The sequence below is a fragment of the Paenibacillus sp. SEL3 genome (assembly GCF_054602585.1).
The window spans coordinates 2,322,318-2,342,267 of sequence record NZ_CM137725.1; the positions used below are offsets into that span (position 1 = coordinate 2,322,318).

Genomic DNA, 19,950 nt, shown 5'->3' on the forward strand with positions numbered 1-19,950 from the left:
AATTTTTCTCGTTCAATCTGTAAATTTTCTCACTAATTATGACACTTTCTTCGAACAATAAAGTTGTGTACCAAAATCCAGTATTTGTGATTTTTATTTTTTAATAAAATTCTAAAAATATGTACGTTAAATCCTTATAAATATGTTCTCCTGTCTTTAAATTTTCTAATATTTCTTTACCATAATATTTATTTAAACCAAAGCAGCCGTGTTTTTAATAATCTTGAGTTACCAACACTAAATCGTAGTTACCTACATTAATGTTTCTGAACAGGAAGTGTCAGGTGATAAAAAAGTCGTGAACCAAATTTGTTGATTTTACTGCGTTTGCCAGAGCACGTGATAAACACGAAAAATAAAAAGTCTGAAACCACCATAAATTACCATAAAAAGAAAGTTGGAAACTTGTACTATTACGATAATATAATTTTCATAACCATTTCCTCAATATACTGATTCTTCTATCAAATCTCTTACTAATTCATTATTCACTTCTTTCAATGAAGCCATTATATCTCTAGCTAGTTTATTAATTCTCTTTTTTTGTTCGAATGATAGCTTGATTTTACTTAATTCTTTAAATAGTGAACTTATGGAAGGTAGATTACTATTCCAGCCTCCTGATTGTAATACTGAAAAAAACGTTCGGCATAATACCAAAAGTCTTCTCCAAGAGCTTCACGTTTCCTTTTTTATCCTGTAGTCTTCGTGTGCCTTTTGTTGTTCTTCTGGTGTCATAGTCAAAAGATTAAACTCGTCTGCAACGATCGGCCATTACTTCTTTTCGTTTTTCGGATTTCTGTTGTGTTTTGTCGATTTTCCAGTAAATTGAAATCGTTACTCAGCGGCACTTGACGTCAGATTCCTGTGGTGGATTTTTCCCTTTCATTTTGAAAAAAACACCCGGCAGGATGCGTACCGAGAAAAATACGGCATACACCCAAGCCGGGTAAGGGATTAGAAAATAATATCAATGGCCTCTAGCACATCTTGCTCCTGTTCGGATTGCCCGTTCAGGGAAATATCCTTCAACAGCACCGAAGGCTGTTCGCAAATTTGGGTGATGATCACGAGCAGGTCCTGAGCGAAATTGTCGATCAGATTGCGCGTAAACAACTTGGTAGCATATTCAAACTGCCCGTTCATTCCCTCATCCAGCAACGAAATGACCAAGGTAAGATCAAATTGGGAAACCGTATGAGTTTCCGGATAAGATTCGATCTTGATATCCCCGAAGCTTTGAACGTTATCTTCCTTGGTTTCCAGAACAAACATGACATCGAATACAGGATTGCGGCTTTGATCTCGCGGCGCCTGCAGCTTTTTCACAAGCTCCTCGAACGGATAATCCTGGTGGTCGTAGGCCCCCAGCATCGTTTCTTTGACTTCATTCAAGTAAGCGAGGAACGTCTTCTCCCCGGACGGATAATGGCGAATCGCCAAAGTGTTGACAAACATTCCGATGAGCGGCTCTAGGTCGGCATGTGTGCGGCCCGAAACCGGCATGCCTACAATGAAGTCTTCTTGTCCCGAGTACTTGCTGAGCAGGATTGAATAGGCCGCCAATAACACCATATAAAGGGTGGCGCCGTTCTCATCGGCGATGCGCTGCAAGCTGTCGGTCATCTGCTTGTCGATGCTGAAAGGCAGCACATCTCCCTCAAAGCTGCGAGCGGCAGGTCTGACAAAGTCCGTAGGCAGTTCAAGCGTCGGCAGTTCGCCTTCCAGCACGTCCAGCCAGTAGGCTTCCTGACGTTTCAGTCGCTCTTTTACAGGTTCGGACTGCTGCCAAGCGGCGAATTCCTTGTATTGAATCCGAAGCGGTTCCAGAGTCTCGCCGTTATACAGGCGCAGCAGCTCTTCGACAAAGATGCCCATCGACATGCCATCCGTGACGATATGATGAATGTCCAGCATGAGCAGTTGCCGTTCCGCTTCCCATTCGACTAAGCCCACACGCAGCAGCGGCGGCCGCTCCAAATCAAAGACGCGCACAAAGCCGTCTACGATGCTCTTCGTTTCACTTTCCGTCGCTTTCGTATACTCGACGGCAAACTTCAAGTCCGGATAAATCCGTTGTACCGGTTCGCCGTCGACCATTTCGAAGCCGGTTCGCAAAATTTCGTGACGAGCTATCAATCCTTTGAGCGCCGCCTCGAATTGATTCCGTTCCAAGCGCCCGACGAGAACCGTCATGCCGGACATGTTGTAGCTAAGCTCGGCGCCTTCCATCTGCTGCTGGATGTACAGCCGTTTTTGCACGGAGGAAAGCGGATAGTAATCCCTCTCTTCCAGAACCGGAATGGAGAGGTGTTCCTGCCGCTCCAATTGGCTGATCGCTTCGGCCATCGCTTCGATGGTCGAGTGCCGGAACACATCGCGCAGCGGCAGGTCCACGCTCAGCTCCTTGTGCACCTTGCTGACCAGCGTCGTCGCCCGCAGGGAGTGCCCGCCGAGGTCGAAGAAGTTGTCCGTCACGCCAATCGTGACCGGCCCGAGCACGTCCTGCCAGATGGCGACCAGTTTCGCCTCCAGTTCGGTGCGCGGCGCCACGTATTCGCGGCCTGCGCTTGCTCCCCCTTCCGGCGCCGGCAGCGCCTTCCGGTCGATTTTCCCGTTCGGCGTCAGAGGCAGGCGCTCCAGCTCGACGAAGTACGACGGGATCATGTAACCCGGCAACTCGCTGGAGATCGCCCGTTTCAGGTCCGCCGCCGTCAAGCCTTCTTCCGCTGTATAATAAGCGCACAAAGCTTTCTGACCTTCTTGATCTTCCCTGACGACGACGACCGCTTCCTTCACGCCACCTACACTCAGCAGCTGCGACTCGATCTCGCCCGTCTCGATCCGGTACCCCCGGATTTTCGCCTGGTTGTCGATCCGGCCGATGAAGTCCACGTTCCCGTCCTCCATCCACCGCGCCAAGTCGCCCGTGCGGTACAGCCGCTCGCCCGCGGCGAACGGGCTGTCTACAAACTTCTCTTCCGTCAGCTCCGGACGGTTCAAGTACCCGCGCGCCACTCCGACTCCGCCGATGACCAGCTCGCCCAGCACCCCGACCGGCACCGGGTTCAGATGCGCGTCCACGATGTAGAATTTCGCATTCAGCCACGCTTTGCCGATCGGCACATGGCCTGTCTGCGGCAGCTTCGTCAGCGGCTCGTCGTAGAAGCTGGAGTCGATCGCCGCTTCCGTCACGCCGTATGCGTTGATGATCCGGAACAACGAGCCGAAGCGTTCCTGCAAGGTCCGGTAATCCCCCACGCTGCAGCTGTCCGAGCTCGTGATCAACAGCTCCATCCAGCTCATATCCAGTTGCTGCTCGTGCACGTACTCCAGGAACGGCACGATCAGCGCCGGCGTCGATTCAAAGATGGTGACCCGTTCCCGCTCCATCCAGTGGTGCAGACGAGACGGATCGATCCGGTCGTCCTTCGGCACAATCACCATCGTGCCTCCGTTGTACAGCGTCCGCGCGATATCTCCCACGAACACGTCGAACGAGAAGCTGGCCAGCTGCAGCAGCCGCACCGGGAACTGATCCAACCGGTATTCCCGCCGGTAGCCCGCCGCCGTGTTCACCAGGCTGCGGTGCTCGATCATCACGCCCTTCGGCTTGCCCGTCGTTCCCGACGTATAAATCACGTACGCCAGATCCTCCGGACGGGCTTCATGGAAGCTGTCGGCATTCGTCCGCTCCTCGCTGTACGACGCTTCGTCGTCCAGGTACAGCACCGCCGCCAGCGCCAGCTCCTCTTCGCCGAGCCAAGCTTCAGCACGCTCTCGCAGCGGCGTTTGCGTCAGCAGCACCTTCGCTCCGCTGTCTTCAAGCATGAACCGCACGCGCTCCGCCGGATAATCCGGGTCGAGCGGCACATACGCCCCGCCCGCTTTCCAGACGGCCAGCACGGCCACCAGCAAGTCCACCGAACGCTCGGCGAGAATGCCGACGATCGCCTCCCGGCCGATGCCGCTTGCGCGCAGCATAGCCGCCAAGCGGTTCGCCCGCTCGTTCAGCTCCGCATACGTCAGCCGGTCGTTCTCGTACACGACGGCCGCCTCTTCCGGCGTGCGCTCTGCCTGTTCCTCAAACAGCCGGTGGAATGCGACTGCAGGAGCCGCTTCCGGCTGCGCCGGGTTAAACGCGCCGAGAATTTGCTCTTTTTCCGCCGCCGTCAAAATGCCCAGCTCGGCAATAGTCGCCGACGGGTTGCGGAGAATGGATTCAAGCAGCTGCAAGTAGTGAGCGGCCAATTTCTCCACCGTTTCGGTTTTATAAAGAGCAGTGGCGTATTCAAACAGATATTCCAAGCCTTCCTCGATCTCCGTGACGTCCAAGCTGAGATCGAATTTAGAAACAATTTCTTCGCTGGCATACGTCGACAAATGGAGTCCGGGAAGCTGGATTTCCAAATTCTCTGTATTCTGCAAAGCAAACATCGTATCGAACAGCGGATTGCGGCTTAAATCGCGAGCTACGTTCACCTTATCCACCAGTTCCTCAAACGGATAATTCTGATGTTCAAAAGCGCCCAGCGTCGTCTCCTTGATTTCCTTCAAGTAGTCAAGGAACGTTTTACCGGCAGCCGGATAACTGCGGATGGCCAGGGTATTGACGAACATCCCAATCAGCGGCTGAACGTCGCTGTGATTTCTTCCCGCAATCGGCGTACCGACCACCACGTCTTCTTGCCCTGTATACTTATGCAATAATATTGTATAACCAGCAAGCAGAACCATGTAAAGCGTTGCGCCGTTCTCGGCTGCAAGCCGTTTCAGACCCTCGCTTTTCTCGCTATCCATAAACAATTGCAGCGTGCGGCCCTCGTAGCTCTGCATAGCCGGGCGCGGATAGTCCGTCGGCAATTCCAAAACCGGCAGCTCTCCGCGGAACATGTCGAGCCAGTAGGCTTCCTGCTTGGCAAGCTGAGCTTTCTGCTCGTCCGATTGCTGCCATACCGCATAATCTTTGTACTGAATGCGGAGCGGCTCCAACTGCTCCCCGCTGTACAAGCGGACGAACTCTTCGATCAGTACGTCAATCGAAACGCCGTCGGATACGATATGATGCGTATCGAACATTAGAATGTGCCGGTCCGGCGCCAGTTCGGCAAGGCCTACCCGCAGAAGTGGCGGCTTCGCTAGATCAAACGGACGAACGAATTGGCGCACCGTTTCTTCCGCCTGCTCCCCGCTGATCTGCACATATTCCACCTGGAAGGCAGCTTCTTCGTAAATCCGCTGAACCGCTTCGCCTTTTACCATCTCAAAGCCAGTACGCAGCGTTTCATGACGAGCTACGAGCCCGCGGAACGCTTCTTCAAACCGCTGCCGGTCGAGCTTTCCTTCGAGCAGCATAGCTCCCGGTATGTTATAGCTCAGCTCGGCTCCTTCCAGCTGGTTCAAGATATAGAGACGTTTCTGAGCGGAAGAGAGCGGATAATACTCGCTAGGTTCCGCAGCCGGAATAGCCGTGAACGAGCCGATCTCTAGCCGCTCCATAGCCGCGGCCATTTCCTCAACCGTCGAGTAGCGGAATACGTCGCGAAGCGGGAATTCAACACCTAGCTCCTTATGCATTTTGCTGACCAGCGTCGTCGCCCGCAGGGAATGACCGCCGAGGTCGAAGAAGTTGTCCGTTACGCCTACCGCCTTCTCCCGAACAAGCACATCCTGCCAAATGGCGGCCAGCTTCGCCTCCAGTTCGGTGCGCGGCGCCACGTATTCGCGGCCTTCGCCTGCTCCCCCTTCCGGTGCCGGCAGCGCCTTCCGGTCAATCTTTCCGTTCGGCGTCAGAGGCAGGCGCTCCAGCTCCACGAAGTACGACGGGATCATGTACCCCGGCAGCTCGCTGGCAATCGCCCGCTTCAGGTCCACCGCCGTCAAGCCTTCTTCCGCTGTATAATAAGCGCACAAAGCTTTCTGACCTTCTTGATCTTCCCTGACGACGACGACCGCTTCCTTCACGCCACCTACACTCAGCAGCTTCGCTTCGACTTCACCCGTCTCAATCCGGTACCCCCGGATTTTCGCCTGGTTATCGATCCGGCCGATGAAGTCCACGTTGCCGTCTTCCATCCACCGCGCCAAGTCTCCCGTGCGGTACAACCGCTCGCCCGCGGCGAACGGGCTGTCTACGAACTTCTCTTCCGTCAGCTCCGGACGGTTAAAGTACCCGCGCGCCACTCCGACTCCGCCGATGACCAGCTCGCCCAGCACCCCGACCGGCACCGGATTCAGGTGCGCATCCACGATGTAGAATTTCGCATTCAGCCACGCTTTGCCGATCGGCACATGGCCTGTCTGCGGCAGCTTCGCCAATTCCTCGTCGTAGAAGCTGGAGTCGATCGCCGCTTCCGTCACGCCGTAAGCATTGATGATCCGGAACAACGAGCCGAAGCGTTCCTGCAAGGTCCGGTAATCCGCCACACTGCAACTGTCCGAGCTCGTGATCAACAGCTCCATCCAGCTCATATCCAGTTGCTGCTCGTGCACGTACTCCAGGAACGGCACGATCAGCGCCGGCGTCGATTCGAAGATGGTGACCCGTTCCCGCTCCATCCAGTGGTGCAGACGAGACGGATCGATCCGGTCGTCCTTCGGCACAATCACCATCGTGCCTCCGTTGTACAGCGTCCGCGCGATATCTCCCACGAACACGTCGAACGAGAAGCTTGCGAGCTGCAACAGCCGCACCGGGAACTGATCTAACCGGTATTCCCGCCGGTAGCCCGCCGCCGTGTTCACCAGGCTGCGGTGCTCGATCATCACGCCCTTCGGCTTGCCCGTCGTTCCCGACGTGTAGATCACGTACGCCAGGTCCTCTGGACGGGCTTCATGGAAGCTGTCGGCATTCGTCCGCTCCTCGCTGTACGAGGTTTCGTCGTCGAGGTACAGCACCGCCGCCAGCGCCAGCTCCTCTTCGCCGAGCCAGGCTTCGGCGCGCTCTCGCAGCGCCGTTTGCGTCAGCAGCACCTTCGCTCCGCTGTCTTCGAGCATGAACCGCACGCGCTCCGCCGGATAATCCGGGTCGAGCGGCACATACGCCCCGCCCGCTTTCCAGACGGCCAGCACGGCCACCAGCAAATCCACCGAACGCTCGGCGAGAATGCCGACGATCGTCTCCCGGCCGATGCCGCTTGCGCGCAGCGTGGCCGCCAAGCGATTCGCCCGCTCGTTCAGCTCCGCATACGTCAGCCGGTCGTTCTCGTACACGACAGCTGCCGCTTCCGGCGTGCGTTCCGCCTGTTCCTCGAACAGCCGGTGGAATGCGGCCGCAGGAGCCGCTTCCGGCTGCGCCGGGTTAAACGCGCCGAGAATTTGCTCTTTTTCCGCCGCCGTCAAAAGCTCCAACTGATTCACGCGGATGTTCGGGTTAGCCGCAACCATCTCCAGTGCCCGGGCAAAATGACCGTGGATCAGCCTGATGTCTTCCTCTCTGAACGTCAGCGCATTGTACGTAAACCGCAGCAAAATATGCTCTTCCGGAATGACGGTAATGTCCAGGTCGTAGTTCGTTTGCTCCGGCGAATGGATATTAGCGATTTTCAGCGCTTCTTTGTCTCCGCCGACGACCTGCTCAATCTGTTCTTCCATCGGATAATTTTCAAAGACCATGATATGGTTGATCAAGTCGCGCTTTTGCTCGCTCAGCGACTGAATCTCGAACAGCGGGAACGTTTCGTAAGCTCCCGATGCCAGCGCTTGGTCCTGGGTTTTTCTCAAGATATCGGCTACCGTCTCCTCGGCTTTGCCTTGAATACGGACCGGGATCGTATTAATAAACAGGCCGATCATGCTTTCGATGCCCGGAATTTCCGCCGGACGCCCGGATACGACGGAGCCGAATACAACATCCTCGCTGTTGTTGTATACCTGCAGAACCAGTCCCCATACGGTCTGCATGAACGTATTGAGCGTCACCTGCTGCTGGCGCGCCACCCGCTCGATTTGCCCGGTCAGTTCCTTGCTGAGTTCCACATCGATTTCAGCTGCTTCAAAAGCGCCCTGCTTCAGCTGCGTTTTCTCCTGGGGCAGCTTGGTCTGCTGATCGTAACCCGCCAAATACTCGGACCAGTAACGCGAAGCTTTCGCGGCATCTTGAGCTTCCAGCCATTCGATATACCGGGAGTACGAGGTAACCGGAGGAAGCTCCAGCGTCCGCTTCTCGTGGAACGCGAAGTAGGTGTCGAACACTTCCTTGATCATGAAGGACATGCACCAGCCGTCCATCAAAATGTGATGGTGACTCCAGATCACATGGTAGGACTCGTCGCCCGTGCGCAAAACTGTCACGCGCATAAGAGAGCCTCGGGCAAAATCGAACTTGTTCGCTTTATCTGCGCTGACAAAATCGGCTATCGTCTTCTCCGGGTCTTCATCGCTTACCGAGCGAATATCTTTGAAGTACACTTCACACTTCCGCTCGCGGAATACCACTTGAAGCGGCTCGTCTCTCCAGCCAGTAATAAAGTTGGTCCGCAGCGCCTCATTCCGCTGCACCAGCGTATCCAATCCTTGGGTGAAGGCTTCGACATTCAGGCTTCCGTACAGATCGAAGGTCACCTGTTCGAAGTAAGCTTCCGAATCGGCATCCAGCAGGCTGTGGAACAACATCCCTTTTTGCAGCGGAGTCAAGGTGTATACATTCTCCAGTTCGCCGAGCGCCGCCGTATGTTCGGACAGCCGCTCCAGTTCTTCCACCGTCACATCTTGAAGCAGTACGTCGCTAGGCGTAAGCTCCGGCCGCTCTTTCGATACGCAATGGCTGATGACTTCACGCAAGCTCGATTGAAGCAGGGTGCCCAGGCGCTCTACCGTTTCCCGTTTATACTGGGTTTCCCCATAACGGATCGTGAGTTCCAGCACTCCTTCCGACACCATACCGTTAATATCGAGGACAAAATCCATCACTGCATTCGGGCTTGAATCGGAGCCCGGGCTGAACGGAGACGGCTGCGAGTCGCTGCTTTCGTAATCCTGGTCGAACTGACCCAAATAGTTAAAGCTGATCTCCGGCTCCAAAGCGAAGCGCTCGCCGTCACGCGACGCCGACAAATAACGCAGGATGCCGTAGCCGATTCCTTTGTTCGGAATGCGGCGCAAGCTTTCCTTAACCTGTTTCACCTGATGACCGAGCGCCTGGGCGTGACCCGGCTCCAGAACGACAGGGAATTGGCTTGTAAACCAGCCTACTGTGCGCGTAATGTCCACATCCGGCAAAATATCTTCCCGGCCGTGGCCTTCGAGATTCACCAGCACGCGTTCCCGGCCGCTCCAAGCTTGTACCGCGAGGCCAAGCGCAGCAAGCAGCAAATCGTTCATTTCCGTATGGTAAGCACGGTGTGCCTGCTTCAGCAGCTGTTCGGTTTCCTCTGCCGTCCAGCGAACGGTCACGAGCCCGCTGTCCTTCAGCTTGGATCTGCCTTGTTCAAAATCCTTCGGAAGCGGCTCATAGGTCAATTGCTCGATATGTTGCCAATACTCTCTCTCGCTTTCCATCGCCGGACCGTTCGCATAATCAGCGAGCTGTTTCGCCCACGTTTGGAATGAATCCGTTTTGAGCGGCAGACGGATCGGCTGCCCTTGCAGCGCCTGCTCATAGCCGGCAGCAAAATCCTCAAGCAGAACCCGCCAGGATACGCCGTCTACGACCAAGTGATGGATCGCGATGAGCAGGTGGTCGCCGTCGTCGCAGCGGAACAAGCCGAGCTTCACCAGCGGACCGTTTTCCAGATCGATGCTCGCTTGAATGTCATTCGCCTTAGCCTCTACCGCTTCTTTCACGTCGCCGACTCCTTTGAAATCGACAACTTCCAGATCGAACAGTGCTTCGTTCTCCCCGGCGCCACGGTTCCATGCGGTATAGCCGTTCTCGGTTTGGCGGTAAACCGTACGGAGAGCATCGTGATGCACAACAAGCTGACGCACCGCTTGGCGTAAAGCTTCTTCGTCAAAGCCTTGCTTGGAGAACTGCATGAACGCCTGGTTGCTGTGATGTACGTCAGCCGGATTTTGTTCAAAGAACCAGCGCTGAATCGGGGTCAAGATGACCTCTCCCGTCACTTCGGCCTGGCTTGCCGTTCTCTCCGCCGTTTGCAGATGCAAACTAAGGGCGGAAATCGTCGGGTAATGGAACAAATCTTTCATGACCAGCTTGTACCCCGTTTGCAAAAGACGGGACGATACCTGCAAGGCCTTGATCGAATCGCCGCCGAGCGCAAAGAAATTGTCCATCGTGCCGACCTGATCCACGCCCAGCACCGACTGCCAGACCGACGCAAGTGCTTGCTCGGCAGGAGTACGAGGCGCCGTGTATGCAGCCTCGGCACGAATGCTTCCTTCCGGCACAGGCAGCGCTTTACGGTCGATCTTCCCGTTCGGCGTAAGCGGCATTTGATCCAGGCGCATGATGCGCGAAGGCACCATATGGGAAGGCAGCGCGGCGTCCAGATGGGCCACAAGCCTTTCCAGATCGAAGCTGGAATCCGCTACGACATACCCGCACAAATATTTCTGCCCCCGCTCGTCCGTCCGGTCGATGACAAGCGCTTGACGCACGCCGGCAAAATTTTTCATGGCCGCTTCAATTTCACCAAGCTCGATCCGATAGCCGCGAATTTTAACCTGGTTGTCGATCCGGCCGATGAAGTCCACGTTGCCGTCTGGCATCCAGCGCGCCAGGTCGCCCGTCCGGTACAGCCGCTCCCCAGCGGCGAACGGGCTGTCTACGAATTTCTCCGCCGTCAAATCCTGGCGGTTCAAGTAACCGCGGGCCACACCCGCTCCGCCGATAACCAGCTCGCCCAACACCCCGATCGGCACCGGCTTCAGATTCGCATCCACGATGTAGAACTTGGCGTTCAGCCACGCTTTCCCGATCGGCACGCTGCCCGTCTTCGGCAGCTTCTCCAGCGGCTCGTCATAGAAGCTGGAGTCAATCGCCGCTTCCGTTACGCCGTAGCTGTTAATAATACGGAACTGCGAGCCGAAGCGCTCCTGCAAGGTGCAGTAATCCGCTACGCTGCACGCATCCGAGCTTGTGATCAGCAGCTGCATCGAGCTGAGGTCCAGACCCTCGGCATGCACATGCTCCATGAACGGCACGATCAACGCCGGAGTCGATTCGAACACCGTCACGGCGTAGTCGCGAATCCAGCCATAGAGGCGGATTGGATCAATTCGGTCGTCCTTCGGCACGATGACCATGGTGCCGCCGTTGTACAGCGTCCGCGCAATGTCGCCGACGAACACGTCGAACGAGAAGCTCGCGAGCTGCAGCAGCCGGATCGGGAACTGATCCAGGCGGTATTCCCGCCGGTAGCCCGCCGCCGTGTTCACCAGGCTGCGGTGCTCGATCATCACGCCCTTCGGCTTGCCCGTCGTACCAGAGGTGTAGATGACGTAAGCCAAATCGCGCGGCTTGTTCACATTCGCCGGATTCGATGCGAGATCCGCCGCTAGTACGTTCTTCTCGGCTTCTGCCGTGGCGGACATTTCGGCAGAAGCCGTTTCCGCTTGCGCCAAAGCCTCCGCCTCTGCGCCTGCTTCGCCCAAAGCTTGTACACCCACAGCCGCTCCGAGGCTGTACGTCGCGGCGTCGTCAAGCGCAAGCACCGTTTGCAGCACTAGAGCTCCTTCGCTGCGCCAAGCTTCCGCCTGCTCCAGCAGGCAGGTCTGCGTGAGCAGTACCGACGCCCCGCTGTCCGCGAGCATGTACTCGATCCGCTCCGTCGGATAGTCCGGGTCGAGCGGCACATAAGCGCCGCCCGCTTTCCATATGGCGAGCACCCCGATCAACAGCTCCGCCGAACGACCGGCCAGAATGCCGACCACCTGCTCCGGCTTCACCCCGCACGCCCGCAGTGCATACGCTAGACGATTCGCTTTGGCGTTCAGCTCCGCATACGTCAGCTTGCTGTCTTCGTAGACAACCGCCAGCGCTCCCGGAGTGCGCTCCGCCTGCTCCTCGAACAGCTCGTGGAAAGTTCTCTCTCTCCACGACTCATTCGCTTCCAAACCTGTACCCTCTGCGGCGGGTTGCTTCGCAAGAGCCGAAGACGACATGTCAAACCCGACCAGCAAATCATGCTTTTCGCTGTCCGTCAAGATATCCAAATCCGAAATCCGCGCACCCGGCTGAGCCAGGATCGACGCCAAAAGCTGCTCGTAATGACCCGCCAGCCGTTCCATCGTTTCCTGTCTAAACAACGAAGTAGCGTACTCAATCTTGCAAACCAGCTCGTTATCGGATTCCACGATATCAAGGCTAAGATCAAACTTTGCCGTCTTTTCCTCGATGTCGAACAGCGACCATTGCAAGCCTTCCAGGGTTAAATCCAAGCTTTCGTGCTTTTGCAAAGAAAACATGGTGTCAAACAGAGGATTCCGGCTTAAATCCCGGCTCACCTGAAGAGCTTCCACCAGCTCCTCGAACGGATAGTCTTGGTGCTCGTAGGCTCCAAGCGTCGTTTCCTTCACTTCCTGCAAGTAATCCAGGAACGTCCGCTCCGCCGCCGGACCCAAGCGAAGGGCCAGCGTATTGACGAACATACCGATAATCGGCTGCAGGTCGGCGTGAGAACGGGCGGCAATCGGAGTGCCGACCACTATATCTTCCTGTCCCGCGTATTTATGAAGCAATACGGAGTACGCAGCCAGCAGAAGCATGTACAGCGTTGCCCCCGAATCGCCGGCAAGCCGTTTGAGAGCTTCGCTTTTCTCCGCATCCAGCGTAAACGTGAGCGTTTGACCGTCAAACTGCTGAACGGCCGGGCGGGAGAAGTCGAGAGGCAGCTCAAGAACCGGAAGCTCGGAGCTGAATACCCCGCGCCAGTATTCCTCCTGCCGTTTGATGCGCTGGCGCTGCTCCTCGGATTGCTGCCAAACGGCGTAATCCTTGTATTGAATCCGCAGCTCCGGCAATTCTTCCCCATTGTAAAGCCGCACGAATTCGCGCAGCAGCACGTCCATGGAAAGGCCGTCGGAACCAATATGATGAATATCCAGCGCGAGCAGGAATTTCTCTTTCTCCAGTTCGATCAGCAGGGCGCGCAGCAAAGGCGGCTGGGTCAAGTCAAAAGGCTGAATGAAGCCTTCAAGAATGGCCGCAACCTGATCTTCGCTTGCTTGAAGCTTCTTGACCTTGAAAGCTACGAGCGGATGAATACGCTGAACCGGCTCCCCATTCACGATTTCAAAACCGGTGCGCAGCATATCGTGCCGGGCCACCAAAGTAGTCAGCGCCTTTTCCACTTTGACCTCGTTCAAAGCGCCTTCCAATTGCAAGGCGCTTGGGAGGTTATAATTCAGCTCCGAACTATCCAGCTGGTGCAGGACGTACAGCCTTTTTTGCGCGGAGGAAACCGGATAGTACGCTTTCTCTTCCGCTTTCGGAATCGAGCAGTGCCGCGTTTCTTCCAAGCTGGCAATAGCCCCGGCCATCGACTCTACCGTCGTATAGCGGAACACATCGCGCAGCGGAAGTTCGACGTTCATTTCCTTCTGAATCTTGCTGACAAGGTTCGTCGCCCGCAAGGAGTGGCCTCCGAGCTCGAAGAAATTGTCCAGGACTCCAATGCCGGAGTAGCCCAGTACTTCCTCCCAGATCTTCACAAGCTGGGACTCCGTCCGGTTACGCGGCGCTACGTATTCGACGCCCGTTTGTATGCCGCCTTGCGGCTCCGGCAGCGCTTTGCGGTCCACTTTACCGTTGGTCGTCAGCGGCATGCGCTCCAGCTGCACGAAGTACGACGGGATCATGTACCCCGGAATTTCCTGGGCCAGCGAGGTTCTCATTTCGCTGACCGTCAGCATCCGGTCCGCCACAAAGTAGGCGACAAGCGCCTTCTCGCCCCCGCCGTCCTGACGAGCGAGCACCACCGCTTCTTCCACGCCCTCGACGTTCAGAAGCTGCGTCTCGATTTCGTCCAACTCGATCCGGTACCCGCGGATTTTCACCTGGTGGTCGATCCGGCCCAGGTATTCGATGTTGCCGTCCGGCAGCCATGCCGCCAAGTCGCCCGAGCGGTACAGTTTCTCCCCCTCCGCAAACGGGGAATCGACGAACTTCTCCGCCGTCAGATCCGGGCGGTTCAGATATCCTCTCGCAAGGCCTTCCCCGGCCACGTACATTTCGCCCGCTACTCCAATCGGCACAGGGCGGCGGTTTTCATCCAGGACGTACACCCTCAGCGTCGGGATCGGCTTGCCGATATTGCTCTTCGCCGCCTCCATTTCGACCCACGTGATTTCCTTATACGTCACGTGAACCGTCGTCTCGGTAATGCCATACATATTGATCAGCTTCGTCTCCGGGTACTTCGTCTTGAAGCCCTTGAGCTGCAGCGGACTCAGCGCTTCGCCCCCGAAGATGACGTTGCGAATCCGCAGATCGTACGGATGGTCCGCCAAGACCTCACGCAGCAGCTGGTAGAAGTACGTTGGCGTCTGGTTCAAAATCGTGACCTGTTCGCGGCCCAGCAGCGCCAGGAAATCGGCCGGATTTTTCGCCGTCAGCGGCGGTACGATGACCAGCTTGCCTCCGTACAGCAGCGCTCCGTACATTTCCCAGACGGAGAAATCGAAGCAGAACGAGTGGAACAGCGTCCACGTGTCGGACGGCCCGAAGTCGAACAGGTTCTTGTCGTTGAACAGGAGGCGCACGACGTTCTTATGCTCGATCAGCGTTCCTTTCGGTCTGCCGGTCGTTCCCGACGTGTAGATGACATATGCCAGGTTGCTCGGCCCGGAAATCGGCTCCAGGTTCGAAGCGTCCAGCGCACCTTCGGAGTCCGCCCCTCTGTCGCCCCAAACGAAATCGTCCAATTCGAGGCGCGTTCCTGCGAAATCGGTCTTCTCGTGCAGATGCTTTTGAATCAGCAATAACGGCGCGCCCGAATCCTCGATCATGAAGCGGATACGCTCCTCCGGGTAGTCGGGATCGACAGGCACGTATGCTCCGCCCGCTTTGAGAATCGCCAGAATGCCAACGACCATATCGAGCGAGCGTTCGGCCAGAATCGCTACCAGCTGGTCCGCTTCTACTCCCGCCTCCCGCAGCTTCCGCGCAAGGCGGTTGGATCGCTCGTTCAGCTCGCGGTAGGTCAGCTGCCGCTCGTTCATGACGGCGGCCACGTTGTCCGGGTAAAGCTCCGCCTGTTCTTCGAACAAGCCGTGAATCGTCTGCTGCCGCGGGTAGTCCGCCTCCGAATCGTTGAAACCGCGCACCAGCTCGCGGATTTCCTCCTCCGTGAGCATTTCCAGCGAGGCAATATCCCCGTCCGGCGCTGCTGCGATGGTTTCGAGCAGCTTGTCATAATGTCTGGCGAACCGCTCCGCGGTCTCTTGTTTATACAAAGCCGTAGCGTACTCCAACCGGCATTCGAGCTGACCGTCCAGCTCCGAAATATCCAGGAGTAGCTCGAACTTGGATGTTTGGTTTTCCAGTGGATAAAACGATTGCTCCAGCCCCTCGATGACAATTTGCTCGCTCTCTGTATTTTGTAGGGAGAAGAACGTGTCAAAGAGCGGATTCCGGCCAGTCGCGCGCGGAATGTGAAGACTTTCTACCAAGTCTTCGAACAAATAATTTTGGTGCTCGAAAGCCCCGAGCGTGATGTCCTTGATTTCTTCCAGGTACGAAAGGTACGGCTTGGAACGCTCCGGACGGCTGCGAATGGCCAGCGTGTTGATAAACATCCCTACGATCGGCTGCACTTCTTCCTGCGTTCTTCCGGCAATCGGCGTTCCTACGATCAGATCTTCCTGACCCGAATATTTATGCATAAGGATGGTGTAAGCCGACAGCAGCACCATGTACAGGGTCGTCCCTGTCCGTGCCGCCAGCTCTTTCAGCTTCTCCGTCCGATCTTTCTCGATATAAAACTTCACGGTTCGGCCGTCAAAGCTTTGCACCGCAGGCCGCGGGAAGTCCGTCGGTAGCTCCAAGACCGGCAGCTCGCTCGACAGCTGTTCCAGCCAATACTCCTTCTGCGGCTGGAGCATCTGCCCATAAGCTTCGGAATGCTGCCAAACGGCATAATCTTTGTATTGAATGCGCAGCGGGGCCAGCTCCTCGCCCCGATACAGGCGGCTGAACTCATCGAAGAGCAGCGCTGTCGAAATGCCGTCCGAGACGATATGGTGCATATCGAACAGCAGAATGTGGCGATCCTCGGCGACTTCGATCAGGCCGATGCGGAGAAGTGGCGGCTTGGTCAGATCAAACGGGTGATAGTAAGCTTCCACCACTTGCTCCACTTCCCGCTCGCTCGCCTGGAAATAATCCACAGCAAACTCCACCTCGTCATAGATGCGCTGGACAAGCTCGCCTTGAACCTGCTCGATTCCGGTACGCAGCGTCTCATGGCGCTGAATCAGCGCACGGAACGCGTGCTCGACGCGCGTGCGGTCCAGCTTGCCTTCGAGAAGAAGCGCCGCCGACATATTGTAGCTGCGCTCGGCTCCGTCAAGCTGGCGCAGGACGTACAGACGCTTTTGTTCGGATGAAACCGGATAGTACTCGGCCTCAGCCGCCTTTGTAATCTCATACGTCTCCTGCTGCCTTAAACCGCCGATTCTTTGGGCCAACTGTTCGATCGTGGTGTAGCGGAAAACTTCCCGCAGCGGAACCTCGACTTGCAGATCTTTCCGAATCTTGGAAACCAGCGTGGAGGCCCGCAAGGAATGACCACCCAAGTCAAAGAAATCGTCTTGGACTCCAACTCGCGCAATACCCAGCACCTGCTGCCAAATGAGAGCAAGTCTTGTTTCCAGCGTTGTGCGAGGAGCCACATACTCACGGCCTGCTTCTACCTCTCCGGTCGGTTCAGGCAGCGCCTTACGGTCAATTTTACCGTTCGGCGTGAGCGGAAGCTTATCAAGAGACACCAGCCGGGCCGGGACCATATGGGCCGGCAGCTCTTGCTTCAATTGGGACAGCAGATCGCTCAGCTGCACGGAAGCATCCGCCGCCACGTAGCCGCACAAATACTTTTGCCCCTGCTCATCCGTACGGTCGGTCACCACAGCCTGCTTGACGCCCGGGAAACGCAGCAGGGCCGTTTCAATTTCGCCGAGTTCGATCCGGAACCCGCGAATTTTCACCTGATAGTCGATCCGGCCGATGAAGTCGACGTTGCCGTCTTCCAGCCAGCGGGCCAAATCGCCTGTCCGGTACAGACGTTCGCCCGGTACAAACGGGCTGTCCGCAAATTTCTCGGCGGTTAGGTCTGGACGGTTCCAGTACCCGCGCGCCACCCCGGCGCCGCCGATGACAAGCTCGCCCGGAACCCCTACAGGAACCGGCTTTAACGCGGCATCGACAATGTAAAACCGGGCGTTCAGCCAAGCTTTGCCGATCGGCACATGACCCGACGACGGCAGCTTATCCAGCGGCTCACCGTAAAAGCTGCTGTCAATGGCCGCTTCGGTAACTCCATAGCTGTTGATGATGCGGAATTGTCCGCCGAATCTTTCCTGCAGCAATCGGTAATCGGTGACACTGCAAGCATCCGAGCTGGTAATCAGCAACTGCATGGAGCTAACGTCCAGCCCTTCTTCATAAATATGCTGCATGAACGGCAGGATGAGCGCAGGCGTCGATTCGAATACCGTAATGTTTTGGTCCCGAATCCAGCCGTATAAGAGGTTCGGATCAATCCGGTCATCCTTCGGCACAATCACCATCGTGCCTCCGTTATACAGCGTCCGCGCGATGTCTCCGACGAACACGTCAAACGAGAAGCTGGCCAACTGCAGCAGCCGCACCGGAAACTGATCCAACCGGTACTCGCGACGGTACGCATCCGCCGTATTCACGAGACTGCCGTGCTCGATCATGACGCCTTTCGGGCGTCCCGTCGTACCCGAGGTGTAAATCACATAAGCCAAGTCTTGCGGGGCGCTGTTGGCAGATTGAAATTCCACGGCTAAGGCATCCCCGTTATAAATCTGTTCATCGTCCATGGCATAGACAGCTTGAAGCTTCAGCCGGTCATCGGCCAACCAACCTCCGGCCCGCTCCAACAGATGACGCTGCGTAAGCAGCACCGATGCATCGCTATCGCTGAGCATGTACTCAATCCGCTCCGCCGGATAATCGGGGTCCAGTGGTACATAGGCTCCGCCGGCTTTCCAAACGGCGAGCACCCCGACCAGCAGTTCCACCGAACGCTCCGCCCAGATCCCCGTAATCGTCTCCCTTCCCACGCCCTGTTCGCGAAGGAGAGAAGCCAGCCGCTCGGCGCGTTCGTTCAATTCGCCGTAGGTCAGCTGTTTGTCCATGTAGACGACTGCCGGATGATCTGGAATTTCTCGAGCAAACTTTTCAACATACCGATGAAACGCTTCTCCCTCGCTCAGCCCTGCCACCGGCGGGTTAAAAACGTTGAGAATGCGGTGTCTCTCCTCATCGCTCAGCAGAGAAATCTCGCGTACCGGCAGTTCGGGAGTCTGAAGAAACTGGTCCAGAACGGTTACATACTGTTCCATAATCCGATCAATCTCGGCCGTCTCGAACAAGCCGGTACGATAGGAAGCATGGAGAATGACATGTCCTTCATTCAGCATATGGTCGAAGCGCAGCAGCAAATCGTCCATCTCGTGCCTAGCGAAGTGAGCCTCCAGGCGTACCTTGATTTCTTCGTACTCCACGATTTTCAAAGGCAGATATTCCAGAGACGTGCGGAACAGCCCCGAAAGATCGTTGCGGCCGTGTTGTTCGCGTAAATCCTGGATCAATTGGTTATAAGGGTATTTCTGATACCGCAGATCCGCCGTATTTTCCTTGGAAACCGTTTGGATCAAGGAAAGCACGTTCCTGTCTGGATTCAGACGAATCCGCGTAGCCACGGTGCTGACGAACATGCCAATCGTTTCTTTTTCCTTCTTGCTGGTGCGATTGGCAAAAACCGTGCCGACCGGAACATCGGTGCTGTCGGTCAGCTTGTACAATAAGGCGTACATGGCGGACAGAAATAATGTATATAAGCTGACCTGATATTGTTCGCTGAAGGCCAGAATGCGTTCATACCGGGAACCGTCCAAAGTGATGGACAGTTTATTGGATTCGCTGCCGATCGAGAATGGCGGATACGATTTAATGCCGGTCGTTTCAGGCAAAGTGTTGTACTTCGTCAGCCAGTATTCCTTGCCTTTCTGATAACGCTGCGATTGCTCATATTCACGCTCCGCGGAAATATAATCTAGATAGGAAGGGGGCTGGTAACTGCTGGAGATGCCTTTGCGCAGTTCCAGGTATTTTTCCATCACCGCATGCAGCAAAGCATTGACGGACAAGCCGTCGGCGATAATATGGTTTACCGTCAAATTGAGCCATACTTGGCCGTTCGCAAAATGAATAATCGTAAATTCGTAGAGGTGTTCGTCGAACACGCTGGCCGGTTTTTCGCTTACTTCCTTCACCCAAGCATAGAATTGTTCGATTGTGCCTATTTCGAGGCGGCTTATCCTAGCTTGGACATTCTCCGGCTCTTCGAACCACTGCGTTGGATTTTGCAAATCCCCGCTAATGCGGATTCGGAAAACGTCATAGGTTTTGACGATCTCTGCCGCCGCTTGCTTCAGAAGCTGTGTGTTGATCTCGCCCGTAATCTGGTAGGTCGCGGAAAGCATCGTGATGGACGTTCCCGGATTCATAATTTCCATGAACCATATTCGGCGCTGGGCTTGCGTTAATCCATATTGCTCGTTGGTATTCTCTGTCACATCGACACACTCCCGGTTTAGAGATTCTTTATAGATAGGCTTTGTACCTAGATGTCACTTAGTCACTCTTAGAAGAACCGCGCAGGCCATTCCCGGAACGGCTCCATCGGACTCTTCCTCATTTTTCGTGTCTACGTTTTCTGGTAACTACCGGTTATAAAGTCATACCTTGGATTACTAAAAGACTCTGTCGCATTCGCGAGCAAGAAGCCGCCCGCCGTAAAG

The 19,950-nt window shown here is 55.8% G+C and carries 1 protein-coding gene; it reads right to left on the reverse strand.

The window, feature by feature from the left end; translation table 11 throughout:
• Window positions 1–957: 957 nt before the first annotated feature.
• Window positions 958–19,725, reverse strand: coding sequence for a non-ribosomal peptide synthetase (locus ACYCS5_RS10935; RefSeq protein WP_459761038.1), 18,768 nt, complete (start codon window positions 19,723–19,725; stop codon window positions 958–960).
• Window positions 19,726–19,950: the final 225 nt, after the last annotated feature.